Below are 19,068 nucleotides of genomic sequence, written 5' to 3'. Positions count from 1 at the left end.
CCGCCAATGCCCGCCCCGACTCCTTGCTACCACTGCGGCCTGCCGGTTCCTGCCGGCAGCCAGTTCCGTGCCGACGTGCTCGGCCAGACTCGCGAGATGTGCTGCCCCGGCTGCCAGGCCGTGGCCGAAGCCATCGTTGCCGGCGGCCTGGAGCACTACTACAGCCATCGCAGCGAGAACGCCGCCAACCCGCAGGTATTACCCGCAGCACTGCCTGACGAGTTGGCGCTGTACGACCGCAGTGATGTGCAGCAGCCCTTCGTCCAGCACGAAGGCGAGCTGAGCGAAACCCAGTTGCTGATCGAGGGCATCAGTTGCGCCGCCTGCGGCTGGCTGATCGAGAAGCACCTACGCGGCGTGCCGGGCGTGGCCGAAGCACACCTGAACCTGTCCAACCACCGCCTGCAGGTTCGCTGGCAGGACAGCCAGATCCCCCTGAGCAAGCTGCTCGCCGAATTGCGCCGTATCGGCTACGCCGCGCATCCCTGGCGGGCCGATGAGGCTGCCGAACGCCTGGCTGCGGAAAACCGCCGGCGCATGCGCGAGCTGGGCGTGGCCGGGCTGCTGTGGATGCAGGTGATGATGGCGACCATGGCCACCTGGCCGGAATTCAACATCGACCTGTCGCCGGAGCTGGACAAGATCCTGCGCTGGACCAGCCTGTTTCTCACCACGCCGATCGTTTTCTACTGCTGCGGTCAGTTCTTCCGTGGTGCCCTGCGCGACCTGCGCACCCGTCACCTGACCATGGACGTATCGGTGTCGCTGGCCATCGGCGGTGCCTACGTGGCCGGCATCTGGTCGACCATCACCGGCCAGGGCGAGCTGTATTTCGACGCCGTGGGCATGTTCGCGCTGTTCCTACTCGCCGGACGCTATCTGGAACGACGGGCGCGAGAACGCACGGCCGCCGCGACCGCGCAGCTGGTCAAGCTGTTGCCAGCCTCCTGCCTGCGCCTGGACGAAAGCGGCCAAAGCCAGCGCATCCTGCTCAGCGAATTGCATGAGGGCGAACAGGTGCTGGTGCAACCCGGCTCGCTGATTCCCGCCGACGGCCGCATCCTTGCCGGTCAGTCCAGCGTCGACGAGTCGCTGCTGACCGGTGAGTACCTGCCGCTGCCGCGCGGCATCGGCGACAGCGTCACCGCCGGCACGCTGAACGTCGAAGGCCCGCTGACCGTCGCAGTGCAGGCACTCGGCGATGCCACGCGCCTGTCGGCCATTGTGCGTTTGCTGGAGCGTGCGCAGAGCGAGAAACCGCGCCTGGCGGAAATCGCCGACCGCGTGTCGCAATGGTTCCTGCTGTTTATCCTGGTGGCCGCTGCCGTGGTCGGCTTCGCCTGGTGGGAAATCGACTCCAACCGCGCCTTCTGGGTCGTGCTCGCCCTGCTCGTGGCCACCTGCCCCTGCGCCCTGGCCCTGGCCACCCCCACTGCACTGACCACCGCCACCGGCACCCTGCACAAACTGGGCATGCTGCTGACCCGCGGCCATGTGCTCGAAGGCCTCAACCAGATCGACACCCTGGTCTTGGACAAGACCGGTACGCTGACCGAGGGACGCCTGACGCTCAAGGCCATTCGCCCGCTGCGCGAGCTCGACGAGGGCGCGTGCCTGGCGCTGGCCGCCGCGCTGGAGAATCGCTCGGAACACCCCATCGCCCGCGCATTCAGCCAGGCGCCGCGCGCGGCGGAGTCGGTCGACAGTCATCCAGGGCAAGGTCTGCAAGGCCGGGTCGACGGCCGTCTACTGCGCATTGGCGAAGCCAGCTTCGTCTGCGCCCTGAGCGGCCAGGCCGTGCCCTCTATTGCCGGCGAGCACGGCCAATGGCTGCTGCTGGGCGATGAACAGGGACCACTGGCCTGGTTCGTCCTCGACGACCGCCTGCGCGAAGATGCCCCGGCCCTGATTGCTGCAGCCCGTGCCCGCGGCTGGCATATTCACCTGCTCTCCGGCGACAGCTCACCGATGGTGGGCGAAGTCGCCCAGCAGTTGGGCATCGAAGATGCCCGTGGCGGCCTGACCCCGGATGCCAAGCTGGCAGTGCTCAAGCAGCTGCACAGCGAAGGGCGTCGCGTGCTGATGCTCGGCGATGGCGTCAACGACGTACCGGTGCTGGCCGCTGCCGATATCAGCGTGGCCATGGGCTCGGCCTCCGACCTGGCGAAAACCAGTGCCGACGCCGTGCTGCTGTCGAACCGACTGGGCAGCCTGGTCGACGGCTTGAAACTGGCCAAACGCACGCGTCGCATCATCATCGAAAACCTTGCCTGGGCGACGCTGTACAATGGCTTGGTGCTGCCCTTCGCCGCCCTGGGCTGGATCACACCGATCTGGGCGGCCGTAGGCATGTCCCTCAGCTCGCTGCTGGTGGTGCTCAACGCGCTGCGCCTGAGCAGCACCCCGAACACATAGGAGCGAGCTCTGCTCACGAGACAGCGGTTCTCGGGCTGCGCTCAGTCCTATTCAGATGCCACCACGGAGACCGCATGTCCGCCCTCTATATCCTGATCCCCGTCGCCATCGGCCTGGTCGGCTTCGCCATCTGGCTGTTCTTCTGGGCGGTGGACAGTGGCCAGTACGACGACCTGGACGGGCCGGCCCACAGCATCCTGTTCGACGACGAAGATCCGCTGCACAAGGCAGGCGTCGAACAAGCCCAGGAATCCAGCAAGCAGGACAAACCTGATGCTTGAGCTGGCACCGCTGCTGGTGTCCGCGCTGATTCTCGGCCTGCTCGGCGGCGGCCATTGCCTGGGCATGTGTGGCGGCCTGATGGGCGCCCTGACCCTGGCGATTCCTCCGGAGCAACGCGGCAGGCGCCTGCAGTTGCTGCTGGCTTACAACCTTGGGCGCATTCTCAGCTATAGCCTTGCGGGCTTGCTCCTGGGCCTTGCCGGCTGGGCCGTTGCCGGCAGTAAAGCCGAAGTGGTCATGCGTACGCTGGCTGCCTTGCTGCTGATTGCCATGGGGCTTTATCTGGCCGGCTGGTGGAGCGGCCTGACGCGTATCGAAGCGCTGGGCCGAGGCCTGTGGCGCTATATACAGCCACTCACCCGGCGCTTCATGCCCGTGAGCAGCCTGCCGCGCGCCCTGATACTGGGTGGATTGTGGGGCTGGCTGCCGTGCGGGCTGGTCTACAGCACCCTGCTATGGGCCTCCAGCCAGGGCAACGCAGTGAACAGCGCCCTGCTGATGCTGTCCTTCGGCCTGGGTACCTGGCCGGTGCTGCTGGCTACCGGCCTGGCCGCCGAACGTATCACCGCACTGCTACGCAAGCGCGGCATTCGCATGGCTGGCGGCCTGCTGGTCATCCTGTTCGGCATCTGGACCCTGCCCGGCCCTCACCAACACTGGCTGATGGGGCACTGACACGTAGCCCGGATTTCATCCGGGCTACGCAGCGACAACGCATCTGGCGCTCGACGCGCCCTTGATTCAGGTCAAGGCCGCCACCTACGCGCATCCCTAGACTGGCCACACAGCCTGTCCAGGATTATTTCCCATGCTCGACACCATCCAGTGGGATGCCGACCTGATCCGCCGCTACGATCTCGCCGGCCCGCGCTACACCTCCTACCCGACCGCCGTGCAGTTTCACGACGACATCGGCCCGTTCGATCTGCTGCACGCGCTGCGTGACAGCCGCAAAGCCAAGCGCTCGCTGTCGCTGTATGTGCACGTGCCGTTCTGTGCCCACATCTGCTACTACTGCGCCTGCAACAAGGTCATCACCAAGGACCGCGGCCGCGCCCTGCCCTATCTGGAAAAGCTCGAGCGGGAAATCGAGATCATCAGCCGCTACATCGACCGTAACCAGCCAATCGAACAGCTGCACTTCGGTGGCGGCACACCAACCTTCCTCAGCCACGATGAACTGCGCCGGCTGATGCAGCACCTACGCCAGCACTTCAACCTGCTGGATGACGACTCAGGTGACTACAGCATCGAGATCGACCCGCGCGAGGCCGACTGGTCGACCATGGGCCTGCTGCGCGAGCTGGGTTTCAATCGCGTCAGCCTCGGTGTGCAGGACCTCGACCCCGAGGTACAGCGCGCGGTCAATCGCCTGCAGACCCTGGAAGAAACCCGCGCCATCGTCGAGGCAGCACGCACCCTGCAGTTCCGCTCGGTGAACATCGACCTGATCTACGGTCTGCCCAAGCAGACCCCGGAGCGCTTCGCACGCACCGTGGCCGAAGTCATCGCCCTGCAACCGGATCGCCTGTCGCTGTTCAACTACGCACACCTGCCGGAACGCTTCATGCCGCAACGCCGCATCAGCGCTGATGATCTGCCGAGCCCGGCAGACAAGCTGGCCATGTTGCAGAACAGCATCGAGCAGCTGACGCGCGCCGGGTACCGTTATATCGGCATGGATCACTTCGCCCTTCCCGATGACGAACTGGCTATCGCCCAGGAAGAAGGCACGCTGCAACGCAACTTCCAGGGCTACACCACCCACGGCCATTGCGACCTGATCGGCCTCGGGGTCTCCGCCATCAGCCAGATCGGCGATCTGTACAGCCAGAACGACAGCGACATCGCCAGCTATCAGCAGACCCTGGGCAACGGCCAGCTGGCGACACGTCGCGGCTTGCATTGCAATGCCGATGACCGCCTACGCCGCGCCGTGATCCAGCAGTTGATCTGTCATTTCGAACTGCGCTTCGCCGACATCGAGCGCGCGCATGGCGTGGTGTTTCGTGATTACTTCGCCGCTCTCTGGCCCGAACTGGAGCAACTCGCAGGTGACGGCCTGATCGTGCTCGACGAACAGGGCATCCAGGTGCGTCCGGCCGGACGTCTGCTGGTGCGTTCGCTGTGCATGCTATTCGACCGTTATCTCAACGATCAGGTGCGCCAGCGCTTCTCTCGGGTGATCTGAAGACCATCATGACAGCCAGTGAGTCCAACACTGGCTGCCCTATCAGCCCATCGCCAGCGTAGCGGCGGTCTGCATCTGCTCACTCGACAGGCCGTTCTCGCGCATCAGCTTGATCAGATTGGCATTGGCCGCCGTCAATGCGCTGTTGAGCGACGCCAGTTCGGTCTGCAGCCCTTCCAACTGCTGGCGCTTGGCTTCCGCATCGAGACTCTGATCACTCATGATCGCCTCGATCTGCGCCTGCTTTTCGACAATCTGTGCGCGCAGCTCGCGGATCATCTTGAGCAGATCCTTGATCGCCTGAGGCAGGTCGCTTTTGTCGATGTCCTCGTTCTTTTCAGACTCGGCCGACATGCTCTTGCCCAGTTCGGACAGGCTCACGCGCAGCCCCTCGCGCACCTCCTCAGGGCTCCGCTCGCCTGCGGTAAATTGTCGCTGGACGCCCTGGACCAGATTATTCAATGGCCCCGTGGATGGTATGCGCATCGCGTTGCTCCCTGCTTTGGACTATGGTTCTACAGTCTGCATCGGCACCCAGAGGCCAAACTTGAGCACTCGGTCAGTCTTGATATGGCTGGCCGCCACTCAAGCCCTGCGGTACCCTTACGAACATTGCGTGTATATCCGGGAAGCCCAACGATGTCCGAGAGCATCAAGCTGCATAAGCAGCATCAAGCCCATTGCAAGGATTGCAGCCTGGCTGCCCTGTGCCTGCCCATTTCCCTGAACATGGAAGACATGGACGCGCTCGACGACATCGTCAAACGCGGCCGCCCGCTGAAAAAGGGCGAATTCCTGTTCCGCCAGGGCGACACCTTCGGCTCTGTGTTCGCCGTGCGCTCCGGTGCGCTGAAGACTTTCAGCCTGAGCGATGGCGGTGAGGAGCAGATCACCGGTTTCCACCTGCCCAGCGAGCTGGTCGGCCTGTCTGGCGTCGACGGCGAGCGCTACCCGGTTTCCGCGCAGGCGCTGGAAACCACCTCGGTCTGCGAGATTCCCTTCGAACGCCTCGACGACCTGGCCTTGCAGCTGCCGCAGCTGCGTCGCCAACTGATGCGCATCATGAGCCGCGAGATCCGCGACGATCAGCAGATGATGCTGTTGCTGTCGAAGAAAACCGCCGACGAACGCATCGCCACCTTCCTGGTCAACCTCTCTGCCCGTTTCCGCGCACGCGGCTTCTCGGCCAACCAGTTCCGCTTGTCGATGTCGCGCAACGAAATTGGTAACTATTTGGGCCTTGCGGTAGAGACGGTGTCTCGCGTATTTACCCGCTTCCAACAGAACAAGCTGCTCGAAGCCGAAGGCAAGGAAGTGCACATTCTCGACCCGATCGAGCTGTGTGCCCTGGCCGGCGGTAATCTCGACGTTTGAGTTCGCACGAGGTTCGCGGGCTCAACGCATTAGGACCCCACGATGATCTTTGACGAATTCAGCATCAAGACCCTGATCCGCCCGGTAGCGGACTTCCCCAAACCGGGCGTCATCTTTCGCGACATCACCCCACTGTTTCAGTCGCCGCGCGCCCTGCGCATGGTCGCCGACAGCTTCATCCAGCGTTACGTGGAGGCCGAGTTCAGTCACATCGGCGCCATGGATGCGCGCGGCTTTCTGATTGGTTCGATCATCGCCTATGAACTGAACAAGCCGCTGGTGCTGTTCCGCAAGCAGGGCAAGCTGCCGGCGGACGTTCTCAGCGAGGGCTACCAGACTGAGTACGGCGAAGCCTTCCTCGAAGTGCACAGCGACAGCCTCTGCGAAGGCGACTCGGTGCTGATCTTCGATGACCTGATCGCCACTGGCGGCACCCTGATCGCCGCGGCCAACCTGGTGCGCCGCATGCGCGCGACCGTCTTCGAGGCCGCTGCGATCATTGACCTCCCAGAACTGGGCGGCTCGCAGAAGCTGCAGGATGCCAATATCCCCACCTTCACCCTGACAGCCTTCGCGCTTGACGATCGCTGAACAGACACGCCCGCAGACCGATCGCGGTTGGCGGGTTCCTGATTCTGCCGGGCGAGCCCGGCATCACCGACAGCCATAATCAGATCCCATGCAAGAACTCGAACTGAACCCATCCAGCGATTGGCGTCAGCGCCTGGGCGCTGTCATGGACGGCACCTCCGTACAACGCCTGATCACCCTGCTGATCATCATCAACGCCGCTATTCTGGGGCTGCAGACCTCGCCAGCGATCATGAGCGACTGGGGCAAGCCCCTGCTGGTTCTGGATAGTCTGATCCTCGCCTGCTTCGTCATCGAGCTGGCACTGCGCTTCACCGCTCGTGGCCTCGGCTTGCTGCGTGACCCCTGGGCCGTATTCGACTGCCTGGTAGTCGGTATCGCCCTGGTACCGGCCAGCGGCCCATTCGCCGTACTGCGCGCCCTGCGCGTGCTACGTGTCCTGCGCCTGGTTTCGATCAACCCGAGCATGCGCAAGGTGGTACAGGCACTGCTCGCCTCGCTCCCAGGCATGGGCAGCATCGTCATGCTGATGGGGCTGGTGTTCTACGTTGCCGCGGTGATGGCTACCCAGCTGTTCGGCGAAAGCTTTCCCGAGTGGTTCGGTAACATTGGCGCCAGCCTGTACACCCTGTTCCAGGTAATGACGCTGGAGAGCTGGTCGATGGGCATCGTGCGCCCAGTGATGGAACAGCACCCACTGGCCTGGTTGTTCTTCATCCCCTACATCCTCATCGCCACCTTCATGATGCTCAACCTGTTCATCGCGGTCATCGTCAACGCGATGCAGAGCACCCACGAGCCCAATGCCGAGGAACAGGCCTCGATAGCACGTGAACAGGCGATCCTCGAAGAACTGCGTGCACTGCGCAGCGAAGTGGCTGAACTACGCCGTAGCGCACCTTAAGCCGTCCTTGGGAGTAACCCGCAGCCTCTGGCATAGCGGGTTGCGCGCCTTCACCATCACACACCCGCCTTAAGTTGGCGGCGCGAAGCGCCGACACATCCGATAGTTACATCGTTCAATGACACAGTTGGTCTGTCGAGATTAACCACCTGCGACCCCGAGTGCTGTCAGCCAGAGCCGCACAACAATCGGGAGCACCAACTCCCCAGAAGAGGACTCGAACGATGAGCGCCAGCGCCACCCTGCCCCAGCCGAAATCCAGCTTCCCGGTTCGCCGCATGGACTTCAGCTTCACCGAAACGCCCAAATACTGGTTCTACGACGACCCGTTCATGAGCCAGTTCATGAACAACCTGTCGTCGCTGTTCCCGTATGGCGAGAAGTTCTTCGTCGACAGCGTACGAGCTGTGCGCGATCAGGTCACCGAGCCGCAACTGAAGAAGGACATCAGTGCCTTCATTGGTCAGGAGGCCATGCATTCCAAGGAACACGCGGCGTACAACGACTACGCCAACGCGCATGACATCGACCTGGAACGCCTGGAGCTGCGCATCAAGGTGCTGCTGGAATGGACGACACGCTTCAGCACCAAGAAGCAGCGGCTGGCGGCCACCTGTGCCCTGGAACACTTCACCGCGACCATGGCCGAGCAACTGCTCAAGCGCGAAGACCTGACCACGCAGATGAACGACCCCAAGCTGTATCAGCTGTGGATGTGGCACGCCATCGAAGAGAACGAGCACAAGGCCGTCTGCTATGACGTGTACCAGAAGGTCTATGGCGGCTACTTCACCCGCACGCTGATCATGCTGCTGACTACCGTGGTGTTCCTCGGCGTGATCGGTTGGTTCCAGATTCATCTGCTGCGCAAGGACGGCCAGCTGTTCAACTGGCGCAGCTGGGGCTTCGGCCTGAAGAAGCTGTTCGGCCCGCGCAATGGCTTCTTCACCAAGCTGATCGGCCCTTACCTGGATTACTACCGCCCGGGCTTCCATCCCAAGGATCACGATACCGAGAAGCTGGAAAACCGCTGGCGCGAGCGTCTCGGCTTCAGCAACTGATGTCCCTTCGGGCGGCCTAGGTCGCCCTTTTTCATTGCCTTGCCAACCTACCTGTATGAGCAGAGCTCGCTCATACGCAATCATCTCAGCCCAGGCGAAGCTGCCCCAGACTCTGCAGCACGCTGGCGCCGGTGAAGAGCATGACGATCTGTTCCTCGGCCAGTGCACAGATCGCCTCGCGCCGCTGTGGCTGGCCGATGTAGTCCAGCGACTGCTCGAACAGGTTGCGGCTGATCAGCCCTGAAACTTGGCGCACCGCCGCCGCACTGACGATACCCGGCAACAACTTGAACTCGATGATGTCTTCGGCCATGTCGTCGGCGAAATCGTCCATCACCTGGCGCAGCGCCTCGCGTAGCACCGGCGAGGCGCCATGCAGTTCGCGCACGCCGATGATGAAGGCCTCGGGGTGCTCGGCGACGAAGTCGAAGAACAGCTGCACCGTCTCGTGGCAGACGCGCCGCCCACGCCCCAGGTCGATACCGAGCAATTTGGGCAGCATCGCCCCCTCGTCCTTGACCGCACGCTGTGCAGCCTCACGGCGCAGGTCACGCAACGGCTGGCGCAGCAAGGTGGTGATCTCGCCGATCACGGTCAGGCCAAGATCATCGACATCACGAAAGTGCCGATAAAAGGTGTTGGGGTTCAGCCCGGCCTCGCGCGCCAATTCCCGCAACCCCAGGCTACTGAGGCTGCGACTGGTTGAGGTGAGACGTAACGCTGCGTCCATCAATAGTCGCTTGCCAGGCGCTGCGCTGGCCTTGTCGCGTACCTGCGCGTCGTCGTTGTGCATCCTTACCCCTACCTAAAGTTGGCTTGTTGATCCGCTGGCTTGCCGAGGAGTATACACATGTCTACCTTGGTAGACAGATGTAGACACCAACAAGAACGACAAGCAGGAGTTCGGCCATGAATGCGCCCGTGTCACCCCCTACCACTGCCCGCCATTGCAAGATCGCCATCCTCGGCAGCGGCTTCTCCGGCCTCGGCATGGCCATTCGTCTCAAGCAACAAGGCGAGCAGGACTTTCTGCTGTTCGAAAAAGAGGCCGGCGTTGGCGGCACCTGGAGGGTGAACAACTACCCAGGCTGCGGCTGCGACGTGCAATCGCACCTGTACTCCTTCTCCTTCGAGCCGAACCCGAACTGGACGCGGATGTTCGCCAAACAACCGGAGATCAAGGCCTATCTGGAAGCTTGCTGGGAGAAGTACCGCCTGCAGGACAAGACCCTGCTGGGCACCGAGGTCGTGCAGATCCGCTGGGATGAACATGCCGAGCTGTGGCACCTGCAGGATCGTGCCGGCAATCAGTACAGCGCGCAGTTCGTAGTCTCGGGCATGGGTGCCTTGTCTACACCGTCGGTTCCCAAGCTCAAGGGTTTAGAGAATTTCACCGGCGCAGTATTCCACTCACAGCAGTGGAATCACGACTTTGATCTGAGCGGCAAACGCGTGGCGGTGATCGGCACCGGCGCCTCGGCCATCCAGTTCGTCCCGCAGATCCAGAAGCAGGTGCAGCACCTCGATCTTTACCAACGCACCGCGCCGTGGATCATGCCCAAGCCGGACCGCGCCATCCGCGACGGCGAGCGCACCCGCTTCAAGCGTTTTCCGCTGGCGCAGAAACTCTGGCGCGGCGCCCTGTACGGCATCCTCGAAAGCCGGGTCATCGCCTTCGCCTTCGCTCCGCGCCTGCTGCGCATGGCCCAGGGCATCGCCAAACTCTATATCAAGAAGGAGATCAAGGACCCGGTGCTACGCGCCAAGGTGACCCCGGACTACACCATGGGCTGCAAACGCGTGCTGATCTCCAACGATTACTACCCGGCACTGACCCAGGCCAATGTCGACGTGATCACCGATGGCATCGCCGAGATCCTGCCACACGGCGTGCGCACCAGCGACGGTCAGGAGCGCGAGGTCGACGCGATCATCTTCGGCACCGGCTTCACCCCCAGTGACCCACTGCCGCGCGGCACGGTCTTCGGCCGTGGCGGCGTCGACCTGCTCGACACCTGGCCGATGGGGCCGGAGGCCTACAAGGGCACCATGACCGCCGGCTTCCCCAATCTGTTCTTTCTCATGGGGCCAAACACCGGCCTCGGCCATAACTCCATGGTCTACATGATCGAATCGCAGATCACCTACGTACTCGGCGCCCTGCGCCAGATCGAGGACGGCCGCCTGCAGAGCCTGGAGCCCAAGCGCGAGGCGCAGGACGCTTTCAACAAGAAGATCCAGGGCACCCTAGGCAACACCGTATGGAACGCCGGAGGCTGCATGAGCTGGTACCTGCACCCGGTCAGCGGCCGCAACTGCACGGTGTGGCCGGACTTCACCTGGCGCTACCGCATGCTCACGCGCAACTTCGACCCGCATGCCTATCACTTCAGCCGCAAACAGGCCGTTCATCCGGCGCAGAGCAACGCCATCGCCCTCGATGTGCAGGAGGTCACCGCATGAAATCCTTCGAAAACAAAGTAGCCGGCATCACCGGCGCTGGCTCCGGTATCGGCCGCGCCCTCGCCTACCACCTGGCTCGCCAGGGCTGTCACCTGGCGCTGTCCGACGTCAATGTCGAAGGTCTCAAGGAAACCGCCGAACAGGCGCGCAAGCTCGGCGTTACCGTCAGCCAGCAGCGTGTCGACGTTGCCGACCGCGCCGCCGTCGAGGCCTGGGCCGAGCAGATCGTCAGCGAGTTCGGCCGGGTCAATGCCATCTTCAACAATGCCGGCGTGGCTCAGGGCGGCACCGTGGAAGGCAACGACTACGCCGACTACGAGTGGATCATGAACATCAACTTCTGGGGCGTGGTCAACGGCACCAAGGCCTTCCTGCCCTACCTCAAGGCCGCTGGCCAGGGCCATGTGGTCAACGTCTCCAGCGTCTTCGGTCTGTTCTCCCAACCCGGCATGAGCGCCTACAACGCCAGCAAGTTCGCCGTGCGCGGCTTTACCGAGTCGCTGCGCCAGGAACTGGACATGGCCGCTTGCGGCGTTTCCGCCAGCTGCGTGCACCCGGGCGGCATCCGCACCAACATCGCCAAGACCGCGCGGATGAACGACAGCCTGGCCAAGGTCACCGGCCAGGCAGCCGAGCAGGCGCGCCAGCAATTCAACGACCAGTTGCTACGGACCACACCGGAGCAGGCGGCCAGGGTCATAGTGAGCGGCGTATTGGCCAACAAGCGGCGCATCCTCATCGGCGCCGATGCCCACGTGCTGGACTGGATGCAGCGCAGCATGCCGGCGCTGTATCAACGCCTGGTGACCGTCTCGATGCGCCTGGCCGCCCGCTTTGCGCCCAAGCCACGCAACGCGGACAAGGTGCGCCAGGCGACCGAGTAACCTCGCGGCATGCGCCACACAGGGCCGGCCATTGCCGGCCCTGTGCGTTTGTCGGGCAGTGCTCGCCGCGGCGGTAGCTGGGCTAAGGTATGGGAACAGACGCATCATTCATCCACGCGGCGCCGCTACCGGCTCCCGGCTGGAACCTCGGTGTAGCGTCGATGCCGAGGGCGGCGCCCTGAGCTACGAGGTGGCCTCATGAGCGCGCTTACCTGTACCCACCGCGACCACACCATCCATGCCAGCGTCATGGAACATCCGGGCCTGCCGACACCCTGGGCCGGCGGTTGCCAGATCACCGAGCCCAACGGCCATACCAGCAAACGCCAGACCTTGCCGGTGGATTACGCCTTCATGGATGACCTGAACAAAGCCCAGCACGCTTCCATCGCCCACGGCAAATGGCTGGTGGACCAGAAGCTGGATCACGGGCGCAGCTGGCATTGAGATGACGGCATTACCGCAGGGTGTCGCGGGGACGCCCAGGCTGTGCGCACCGCAATTCCTGCACGCGCATGCCGGTGCGCATGGCGCACCCTACGGCTTACGCATTCTTGCGCAGCGGATCGAGCAGCGGTTTGAGGCCGTTGTGGTCGATCTCCTGCATCAGCGCCAACAACTGACCCAGCTCCCCCTTGGGAAAGCCTTCGCGGGCGAACCAGTTGAGGTAGTGACCCGGCAGATCGGCGATCAGTCGATCCTTGTACTTGCCGTAAGGCATGCGGCGGGTCACCAGGAGTTTCAGTGCTTCGGGGTTCATTGGTTGCTCGTATGCTCGGAAATCAACCCGGCCATTGTGCCAGGCATCAGGCGCAGCGCGAAAAGCGCCTAGGAGCCAAGAGCTTTACGGATGAAATCCAGACGATCCTGGCCGAAGAACATCTCGGCGCCAACGAAGCAGGTCGGTGCACCGAACACACCGCGCTTGACCGCCTCCTCGGTGGTGGCCTTGAGCGCATCCTTGACCGCCGGCTCAGCGATCTGTGCCTGCAACTGCGCTGCATCGAAACCGGCCGCCACCAGCACGCCCGCCACCTTGGCCGGATCGCCCATGTTTACCCCGTCGACCCAGATCGCCCGGAACAGTGCCTGCAAGGCATCGTCGAAGCGTTCCGGTTGATGCAGCTGAACGGCTACCAGCAAGCGCATCAGCGTCAGGGTATTGATCGGGAAATGCGGGTTGAAGCGCATCGGTACGCCATAGCGTTCGGCAAAGCGCGCCAGGTCGCGAATCATGTAGCGGCCCTTGACCGGAATCATCGCTGGCGAGGCATTGCCCGTCGCCTGGAACACGCCGCCGAGCAGCATCGGCCGATACACCAGTTGGGCGCCGGCCTCGCGGCACAGATCGGGCAGTTGAGTATGGGCCAGGTAGGAGGCCGGGCTGCCCAGATCGAAGAAGAACTCCACCGTCTTGCTCATCAGTTTCACTCGCTCGTTATTGTGATTATGGGCTCAGCGCAGATTACCAGCGCTCCATCCACGGCCGCAGGTCCAGCTCGAACGTCCAGGCATCACGCGGCTGTGCGTGCAGGAACCAGTAGCTGTCGGCGATGTGCTCGGGATCGAGGATGCCATCCTGATCCTTCTTGGCGTAGAGCTCGGGAAAGCTGTCACGGATGAACGCCGTGTCGATGGCGCCATCCACCACCACATGGGCGACATGCACGTTCAACGGCCCCAACTCGCGCGCCATGCTCTGCGCCAGCGCACGAATGCCGTGCTTGGCACCGGCGAACGCGGCGAACCCGGCAGCGCCGCGCAAGCCGGCAGTGGCGCCGGTGAAGAGGATGGTGCCACGGCCACGGGCGACCATGCGTTTGGCCACCGCCTGACTGGTGAGGAAGCCGGAGAAGCAGGCCATCTCCCAGATCTTGAAGTACTTGCGCGCGGTTTCCTCGAGGATGCTGCAGGGCACGTTGGCGCCGATATTGAATACCATCACCTCGATCGGCCCGATGTCACGCTCGATGCTCTCGACCAGTTCAGCCACCTGCTCCTCGCGCCGCGCATCGGAAGCGAAACCGTGCGCCTCGCCGCCTTCGCCGCGAATGTCCTCCAGCAACGGTTGCAGCTTGTCCAGGCTACGGCGGGTGACGCAGGCGACATAACCCTCACGGGCAAAACGCCGGGCGATGGCGCCGCCGGTGGCATCACCCGCGCCAATGATCAACGCGACCTTCTTGTTTTCGTTCATGGCTTTCTCCATTAACTAACGGTCGTTATCTGAACGAACGTTATGCTATGCTCTCGGGCAGGTCAACCCAGCATAGAAGGGAGTCAGCCATGCGTTATTCCGCCGAACACAAGGCCGAAACCCGCGAGCGCCTGCTCGCCAGCAGCGGCGCGATTGCCAAGCAGCAAGGTTTTGCCGTGACCGGCGTGGACGCGCTGATGAAGAACATCGGCCTGACCGGCGCAGCCTTCTACAGCCATTTCCCGAGCAAGGACGACTTGTTCGCCGAGCTGATCGAACGCGAGCTGCGCAACAGCCTGAGCCGACTGGGCGGCGAAGCGGGTGACGCCGGGCGCGAAAAGCTGCAACGCTGCCTGACGGCCTATCTCAGCCTGGCGCATGTCGAGCAGCCGGACAAGGGCTGCGTGCTGCCAACCCTGGGCGCGGAAATCGCCCGCGCCGACGAACGTGTCAGGCTGCGTACCGAACAGCAGATCCTGCAGCTGCAGAGCACCTGGGCCGAGATCATTGGTGACCCGCAACTGGCCTGGACGATTCTCGCGCAATGCCTCGGCAGCCTGCTGCTGGCCCGCATGATGGCCAGCCAAGAGTCGCGCCAGCAGGTACTCGGCGCCAGCCTGGACATGCTCGAACATACATTGAAGCCTGTCAGCTGAGCGCGGATGCCGTTAACCTAGACAGGTTATCTCTGCCAGGATCGCCCCATGTCGCACACTCCTTCCCCGCTGGTTGGTGAAACCCCATTGCACGCCGTCGAGGTGCGCATCCTCGGCTGCCTGATCGAAAAGCAACTGACCACCCCGGAAACCTACCCGCTGACGCTCAATGCGGTGCAACTGGCCTGCAACCAGAAGACCAGCCGCGAGCCGTTGATGAACCTGGAAACCGGCGAAGTCGGGCGCTACCTGCGCAGCCTGGAAGGTCGCAAGCTGGTGCACCTGGTGATGGGCAGCCGTGCAGACCGCTGGGAGCAGCGTTGCGACAAGCAGCTAGAGCTGGTGAAACCGCAGACGGTACTGCTCGGCCTGCTTCTGTTGCGCGGCCCACAGACGCTCAATGAGCTGCTCACGCGTAGCAATCGCATGCACGATTTCGATGATGTCGCGGAGGTCCAGCATCAACTGGAGCGTCTGATCGGTCGTGGGATGGCCATGCTGCTACCGCGCCAAAGCGGTCAACGCGAGGATCGCTACATGCACCTGCTGGGTGAGTCTGCCGACCTGGAAAGCCTCCTGGCCAACCGCCCAGCTGCTCGCGCAGAAGCTGCGGCACCTAACGAAGATCGACTGGTCGAACTGGAAGCGCGCATCGCCGCCCTCGAAGAACGCCTGGCGCGCCTGGAAGGCGTGCAGTAACCCAAGGAGCTCATGCATTGAATTTCAAAACCCGTCTCTGCCTCATCCTCGGCGCCACCCTGCTCGCTGCCGGTTGCAGCAGCACCGCTGAGAAACCATCCTCCGCAGCCGCACCGAGCGGCCCTGCTCCGGACAGCTGTACCTCATCCGCTGTCGAGCGCCTCAAAGGCCAGACCGCAACGCCCGAGCTGCTCGAGCAAGCACGTCAGCAAGCCGGCGCCAGCACCGCCCGCATTCTCACGCCGAACAGCGTGGTGACCTTGGAATACAATGGTCAGCGCCTTAACCTCAACGTTGACGATCAGCGAGTGATCACCCGCGTATCCTGCGGCTGATGCCATCGGGGTGCGGGTTGCCCCGCACCACTTGCCGTCAACGCCCATCCCTTTGCACAGGCCAATGCCATGACATCCCAAGTGGAACCCTGCGCCGAGCTGATGCTGGATAACCAGCTGTGCTTTGCCCTCTATTCCACCTCGCTGATGATGACCAAGACCTACAAGCCGTTGCTGCAGGCGCTTGGTCTCACCTATCCGCAATATCTGGCCATGCTGGTGCTGTGGGAAAACGAGGGCATTACCGTCAGCGAGATCAGCGCACGCATGCTGACCGACCCTGGCTCGTTGACGCCTCTGCTCAAGCGCCTGGAAAGCGAAGGCCTGCTGCAACGCCAGCGCAGCAGCCAGGACGAACGCGTGGTGCAGCTGTACCTGACCGACAAAGGTCGCGCCCTGCACGAACAGGCCAAAGCACTGCCTGCCTGCATCCTCAAGGCTTCTGCGTTGAACATGGAACAGCTAGGCAAGCTGCGTGATGACCTGATCGAACTGCGTAGCCATCTGCAAGACGCCCTCTGATCCCTGGCGATGCCAGCCATCGCCTGCTCCCGCCAAGCCGTAGACGCTCCCCCTCCGAGCGCGCCCCTGCACGCAGCTCCCAACGCTCTCACGCCCCTTCCACGCCCCCGTTTCACTGACTCATCCTGAACCTCGATTCGCTGGAAACCTGGCAAATCACCACAACATCTACTGCTAAGCATGGCCACAACCCCTGCCGCGCCTACTTATTCCTGAAAAATAAAAATCCATAACAAAATCTTCCATGGATTTATATTGCGCGCTAATGTTTTGCGCAATATAGTTCGCCCCATGGAAGCGGTTAGCGCACAAAACATTAGCGAACCAGTCCATCACTACCCCACCTACAAGGATCAATGCCATGACTATCGAAAACGTTCTCTACCGTGCAACCGCCGAAGCTTTTGGTGGCCGTGAAGGCCGCGCCGTTTCCTCCGACGGCATCCTCGACATTGCCCTGACCACCCCGAAAGAACTCGGCGGTGCCGGCGGTAATGGCACCAACCCGGAGCAGCTGTTCGCTGCTGGTTATTCCGCCTGCTTCCTCGGCGCCCTGAAATTCGTCGCCGCCCGCGACAAGCTGAGCATCCCGGCTGACACCTTCATCGAAGGCACCGTCGGCATCGGCGCCATCCCCACCGGCTTCGGCATCGAAGTGGAACTGCGCATCAGCCTGCCCGGCCTGGCCCCTGAAGCCGCACAAACCCTGGTGGATCGCGCGCACATCGTCTGCCCGTACTCCAACGCCACTCGCGGCAACATCGACGTCACTTTGACCATCGTCTGACAGCTAGCAGCCCGCGCTCGCGGCCATAGCCCGAGCGCGGCCCCAAGAGGAGAACCCCATGAAAACCCGCACCCTGTTCGCCACCGCCCTGGCCGTTCTTTCGCTCAGCGCATCGCTCACCACCCTCGCCCACAGTGCCGAGGCCACGCCCTACCGCTACGGCCAGAACCTGGATATCGCCAAGGTGATTTCCATCGACGTGCCCAATAGACCGCAGTGCGAAGTGGTCACGGCGAAGATGACCTACCGCAACAGCGCGGGTGACGTGGAAATTCTCGGCTACGAACAGCTTTCCAGCGCTTGCGCCAACCAGAACTGACAACCGGCAGCCCAACTGATCGACAGGAGTTTGACCATGAACATTTCTCGTACCCTGACTGCCGGCCTGCTCGCCCTGGCCATCAACAGCAGCTTCGCCGCCGGCAGCCCCGGCGTGGAGCGCAACACCCAAGGCTTCCTCGATGCCCTGGCAGCCGGTGGCGGTCAGCCGCTGGAAACCCTCTCGCCGAAAGACGCCCGTGCCGTGCTGGTGGGGGCTCAGGCCAGCATCAAGGTGGATTTGTCCGGCATCGTCGTAGACACCAAGGTGATTCAGGTCGAAGGCCAGTCGATCACCTTCAAGGTGGTTCGCCCCGAAGGTGCTCGCGGCATTCTGCCGGGCTTCATGTTCTTTCACGGCGGTGGCTGGGTGCTGGGTGACTACCCGACCCACGAACGCCTGATCCGTGATCTGGTGGTAGGTTCCGGCGCCGCCGCGATCTACGTCGACTACACGCCGTCGCCGGAAGCCAAGTACCCGACCGCGATCAACCAGGCCTACGCCGCAACCAAATGGGTCGCTGACAACGGCAGCCAGATCGGTGTCGATGGCTCGCGCCTGGCCGTGGCCGGTAACAGCGTTGGCGGCAATATGGCCGCTGTGGTGGCCATCAAGGCCAAGGAAGCCGGCACCCCGAAACTGCGCGCCCAGGTGCTGCTGTGGCCGGTGACCGACGCCAACTTCAACAATGCGTCCTATAACCAGTTTGCCGAAGGCCACTTCCTGACTCGCGGCATGATGGAATGGTTCTGGGACAACTACACCACCGACCCCAAGCAACGTAACGAGATCTATGCATCGCCGCTGCGCGCCAGCCTGGAACAGTTGAAAGGCTTGCCGCCGGCATTGGTGCAGACCGCCGAGATGGACGTGCTGCGCGATGAAGGCGAAGCCTACGCCCGCCGCCTGAACGCGGCTGGCGTGCCGGTAACCGCCGTGCGCTACAACGGCATGATCCACGACTACGGCCTGCTCAACGTGGTGACCGAAGTCCCGGCGGTGCGCTCCGCCATGGATCAGGCCGCGCAGACGCTGAAGAACAGCCTCAAGTAAGCGGCTGAAAAACGAAACCCCGCCACCGGTAACGGTTGCGGGGTTTTCTTTTGCTCATCGTCCTTCGCGGCTGAAGCCGCTCCTACGCAAAAGCTACACCTGTAGGAGCGGCTGGGCGGCATTGCGCTTTAGCTGCGGGTTGTTACTGTCGCGGCTAAAGCCCCTCCCACCGGACCGTGAGCTTATGCCAGGCTACGCACCTGCTCCCAGGTCAGGTCCAGGCACTTGCGTGCTTTCTCGACCAGCTCATCCACTTCTGCCTGGCTGATCACCAGGGGCGGCGCGATGATCATGGTGTCGCCCACGGCGCGCATGATCAGACCGTTATTAAAGCA

Annotated in this window: 23 protein-coding genes and 1 pseudogene; 18 read left to right on the top strand and 6 right to left on the bottom strand. The window is 62.9% G+C overall.

Going from position 1 to position 19,068, the window contains the following annotated elements; all coding sequences use genetic code 11:
- Positions 1-6: 6 nt before the first annotated feature.
- From BM059_RS06280 to hemN, 4 genes are all read left to right on the top strand, one after another.
- Positions 7-2,415 (top strand): heavy metal translocating P-type ATPase, encoded by a 2,409-nt coding sequence (locus tag BM059_RS06280; RefSeq protein WP_074937474.1) that lies wholly within the window; start codon positions 7-9, stop codon positions 2,413-2,415.
- Positions 2,416-2,489: 74 nt separating this feature from the next.
- Complete coding sequence (gene ccoS, locus BM059_RS06275) at positions 2,490-2,696, top strand: cbb3-type cytochrome oxidase assembly protein CcoS (protein ID WP_036999919.1); 207 nt, start codon at positions 2,490-2,492, stop codon at positions 2,694-2,696.
- On the top strand, positions 2,689-3,372 hold the full coding sequence (locus BM059_RS06270) for a sulfite exporter TauE/SafE family protein (RefSeq protein WP_074937473.1): 684 nt from the start codon (positions 2,689-2,691) through the stop codon (positions 3,370-3,372). Before ccoS ends, BM059_RS06270 begins: the two co-directional genes overlap by 8 nt.
- 133 nt (positions 3,373-3,505) lie before the next feature.
- The gene (gene hemN, locus BM059_RS06265) at positions 3,506-4,888 is read left to right on the top strand and encodes an oxygen-independent coproporphyrinogen III oxidase (RefSeq protein ID WP_074937471.1); all 1,383 of its coding nucleotides are present in this window, start codon (positions 3,506-3,508) and stop codon (positions 4,886-4,888) included.
- A gap of 42 nt (positions 4,889-4,930) precedes the next feature.
- On the opposite strand, the gene BM059_RS06260 is transcribed toward hemN, so the two are convergent.
- Complete coding sequence (locus BM059_RS06260) at positions 4,931-5,374, bottom strand: hypothetical protein (RefSeq protein ID WP_074937469.1); 444 nt, start codon at positions 5,372-5,374, stop codon at positions 4,931-4,933.
- Between the two features lie 153 nt (positions 5,375-5,527).
- Between BM059_RS06260 and fnr the strand changes: the two genes are divergently transcribed.
- The 4 genes from fnr to BM059_RS06240 all read left to right on the top strand — a co-directional run bounded on the left by fnr (position 5,528) and on the right by BM059_RS06240 (position 8,818).
- On the top strand, positions 5,528-6,262 hold the full coding sequence (fnr, locus tag BM059_RS06255; protein ID WP_074937467.1) for a fumarate/nitrate reduction transcriptional regulator Fnr: 735 nt from the start codon (positions 5,528-5,530) through the stop codon (positions 6,260-6,262).
- Positions 6,263-6,304: 42 nt separating this feature from the next.
- On the top strand, positions 6,305-6,853 hold the full coding sequence (locus tag BM059_RS06250; protein WP_036999914.1) for an adenine phosphoribosyltransferase: 549 nt from the start codon (positions 6,305-6,307) through the stop codon (positions 6,851-6,853).
- Between the two features lie 88 nt (positions 6,854-6,941).
- Positions 6,942-7,757, top strand: a complete 816-nt coding sequence (locus BM059_RS06245; protein WP_074937465.1) for an ion transporter — start codon at positions 6,942-6,944, stop codon at positions 7,755-7,757.
- Positions 7,758-7,981: 224 nt separating this feature from the next.
- Positions 7,982-8,818 carry a metal-dependent hydrolase gene (locus BM059_RS06240; RefSeq protein ID WP_074937463.1) on the top strand — a complete coding sequence of 279 codons (837 nt, stop codon included), beginning with the start codon at positions 7,982-7,984 and terminating at the stop codon, positions 8,816-8,818.
- 85 nt (positions 8,819-8,903) lie between these two features.
- Here the strand turns inward: BM059_RS06240 and BM059_RS06235 are convergent, their stop codons facing one another.
- Entirely contained in the window at positions 8,904-9,611 is a 708-nt protein-coding gene (locus BM059_RS06235; RefSeq protein WP_074937462.1) for a TetR family transcriptional regulator, read from the bottom strand.
- Positions 9,612-9,727: 116 nt separating this feature from the next.
- Between BM059_RS06235 and BM059_RS06230 the strand changes: the two genes are divergently transcribed.
- From BM059_RS06230 to BM059_RS06220, 3 genes are all read left to right on the top strand, one after another.
- Positions 9,728-11,281 (top strand): flavin-containing monooxygenase, encoded by a 1,554-nt coding sequence (locus tag BM059_RS06230; RefSeq protein ID WP_074937460.1) that lies wholly within the window; start codon positions 9,728-9,730, stop codon positions 11,279-11,281.
- The gene (locus BM059_RS06225; RefSeq protein ID WP_074937459.1) at positions 11,278-12,165 is read left to right on the top strand and encodes an SDR family NAD(P)-dependent oxidoreductase; all 888 of its coding nucleotides are present in this window, start codon (positions 11,278-11,280) and stop codon (positions 12,163-12,165) included. The genes BM059_RS06230 and BM059_RS06225 overlap by 4 nt, the downstream gene beginning before the upstream one ends.
- A 198-nt stretch (positions 12,166-12,363) precedes the next feature.
- Positions 12,364-12,612, top strand: a complete 249-nt coding sequence (locus tag BM059_RS06220) for a hypothetical protein (protein WP_036999905.1) — start codon at positions 12,364-12,366, stop codon at positions 12,610-12,612.
- Between the two features lie 97 nt (positions 12,613-12,709).
- Here the strand turns inward: BM059_RS06220 and BM059_RS06215 are convergent, their stop codons facing one another.
- From BM059_RS06215 to BM059_RS06205, 3 genes are all read right to left on the bottom strand, one after another.
- Positions 12,710-12,925 (bottom strand): DUF3820 family protein, encoded by a 216-nt coding sequence (locus BM059_RS06215; RefSeq protein WP_036999904.1) that lies wholly within the window; start codon positions 12,923-12,925, stop codon positions 12,710-12,712.
- A 68-nt stretch (positions 12,926-12,993) separates the two neighbouring features.
- Complete coding sequence (locus BM059_RS06210; RefSeq protein WP_074937457.1) at positions 12,994-13,587, bottom strand: 2-hydroxychromene-2-carboxylate isomerase; 594 nt, start codon at positions 13,585-13,587, stop codon at positions 12,994-12,996.
- 43 nt (positions 13,588-13,630) lie between these two features.
- Positions 13,631-14,362 (bottom strand): SDR family oxidoreductase, encoded by a 732-nt coding sequence (locus BM059_RS06205; RefSeq protein WP_074937454.1) that lies wholly within the window; start codon positions 14,360-14,362, stop codon positions 13,631-13,633.
- A gap of 89 nt (positions 14,363-14,451) precedes the next feature.
- Here BM059_RS06205 and BM059_RS06200 point away from each other — a divergent pair, with 89 nt between their 5' ends.
- From BM059_RS06200 to BM059_RS06170, 7 genes are all read left to right on the top strand, one after another.
- Positions 14,452-15,018, top strand: a complete 567-nt coding sequence (locus BM059_RS06200; protein ID WP_074937452.1) for a TetR/AcrR family transcriptional regulator — start codon at positions 14,452-14,454, stop codon at positions 15,016-15,018.
- 48 nt (positions 15,019-15,066) lie between these two features.
- Positions 15,067-15,717: a YceH family protein gene (locus BM059_RS06195; RefSeq protein ID WP_074937450.1), complete on the top strand. Its 651-nt coding sequence runs from the start codon at positions 15,067-15,069 to the stop codon at positions 15,715-15,717.
- Between the two features lie 17 nt (positions 15,718-15,734).
- Positions 15,735-16,052, top strand: coding sequence for an I78 family peptidase inhibitor (locus BM059_RS06190; RefSeq protein ID WP_074937448.1), 318 nt, complete (start codon positions 15,735-15,737; stop codon positions 16,050-16,052).
- 69 nt (positions 16,053-16,121) lie between these two features.
- Positions 16,122-16,574 carry a MarR family winged helix-turn-helix transcriptional regulator gene (locus tag BM059_RS06185; protein ID WP_036999895.1) on the top strand — a complete coding sequence of 151 codons (453 nt, stop codon included), beginning with the start codon at positions 16,122-16,124 and terminating at the stop codon, positions 16,572-16,574.
- 361 nt (positions 16,575-16,935) lie between these two features.
- Entirely contained in the window at positions 16,936-17,361 is a 426-nt protein-coding gene (locus tag BM059_RS06180; RefSeq protein ID WP_036994554.1) for an organic hydroperoxide resistance protein, read from the top strand.
- 58 nt (positions 17,362-17,419) lie between these two features.
- Complete coding sequence (locus tag BM059_RS06175) at positions 17,420-17,680, top strand: DUF2790 domain-containing protein (protein ID WP_074937445.1); 261 nt, start codon at positions 17,420-17,422, stop codon at positions 17,678-17,680.
- Positions 17,681-17,716: 36 nt separating this feature from the next.
- Entirely contained in the window at positions 17,717-18,733 is a 1,017-nt protein-coding gene (locus BM059_RS06170; protein ID WP_074937443.1) for an alpha/beta hydrolase, read from the top strand.
- Positions 18,734-18,915: 182 nt separating this feature from the next.
- On the opposite strand, the pseudogene BM059_RS25165 reads toward BM059_RS06170, so the two are convergent.
- Positions 18,916-19,068: pseudogene (locus BM059_RS25165) on the bottom strand (aspartate aminotransferase family protein); the annotation flags it as partial.

This window comes from Ectopseudomonas composti, from assembly GCF_900115475.1.
GTDB lineage: Bacteria > Pseudomonadota > Gammaproteobacteria > Pseudomonadales > Pseudomonadaceae > Aquipseudomonas > Aquipseudomonas composti.
Note: the sequence above shows the minus strand (reverse complement) of the source record. Positions and strands in the feature narration are given on the sequence as shown.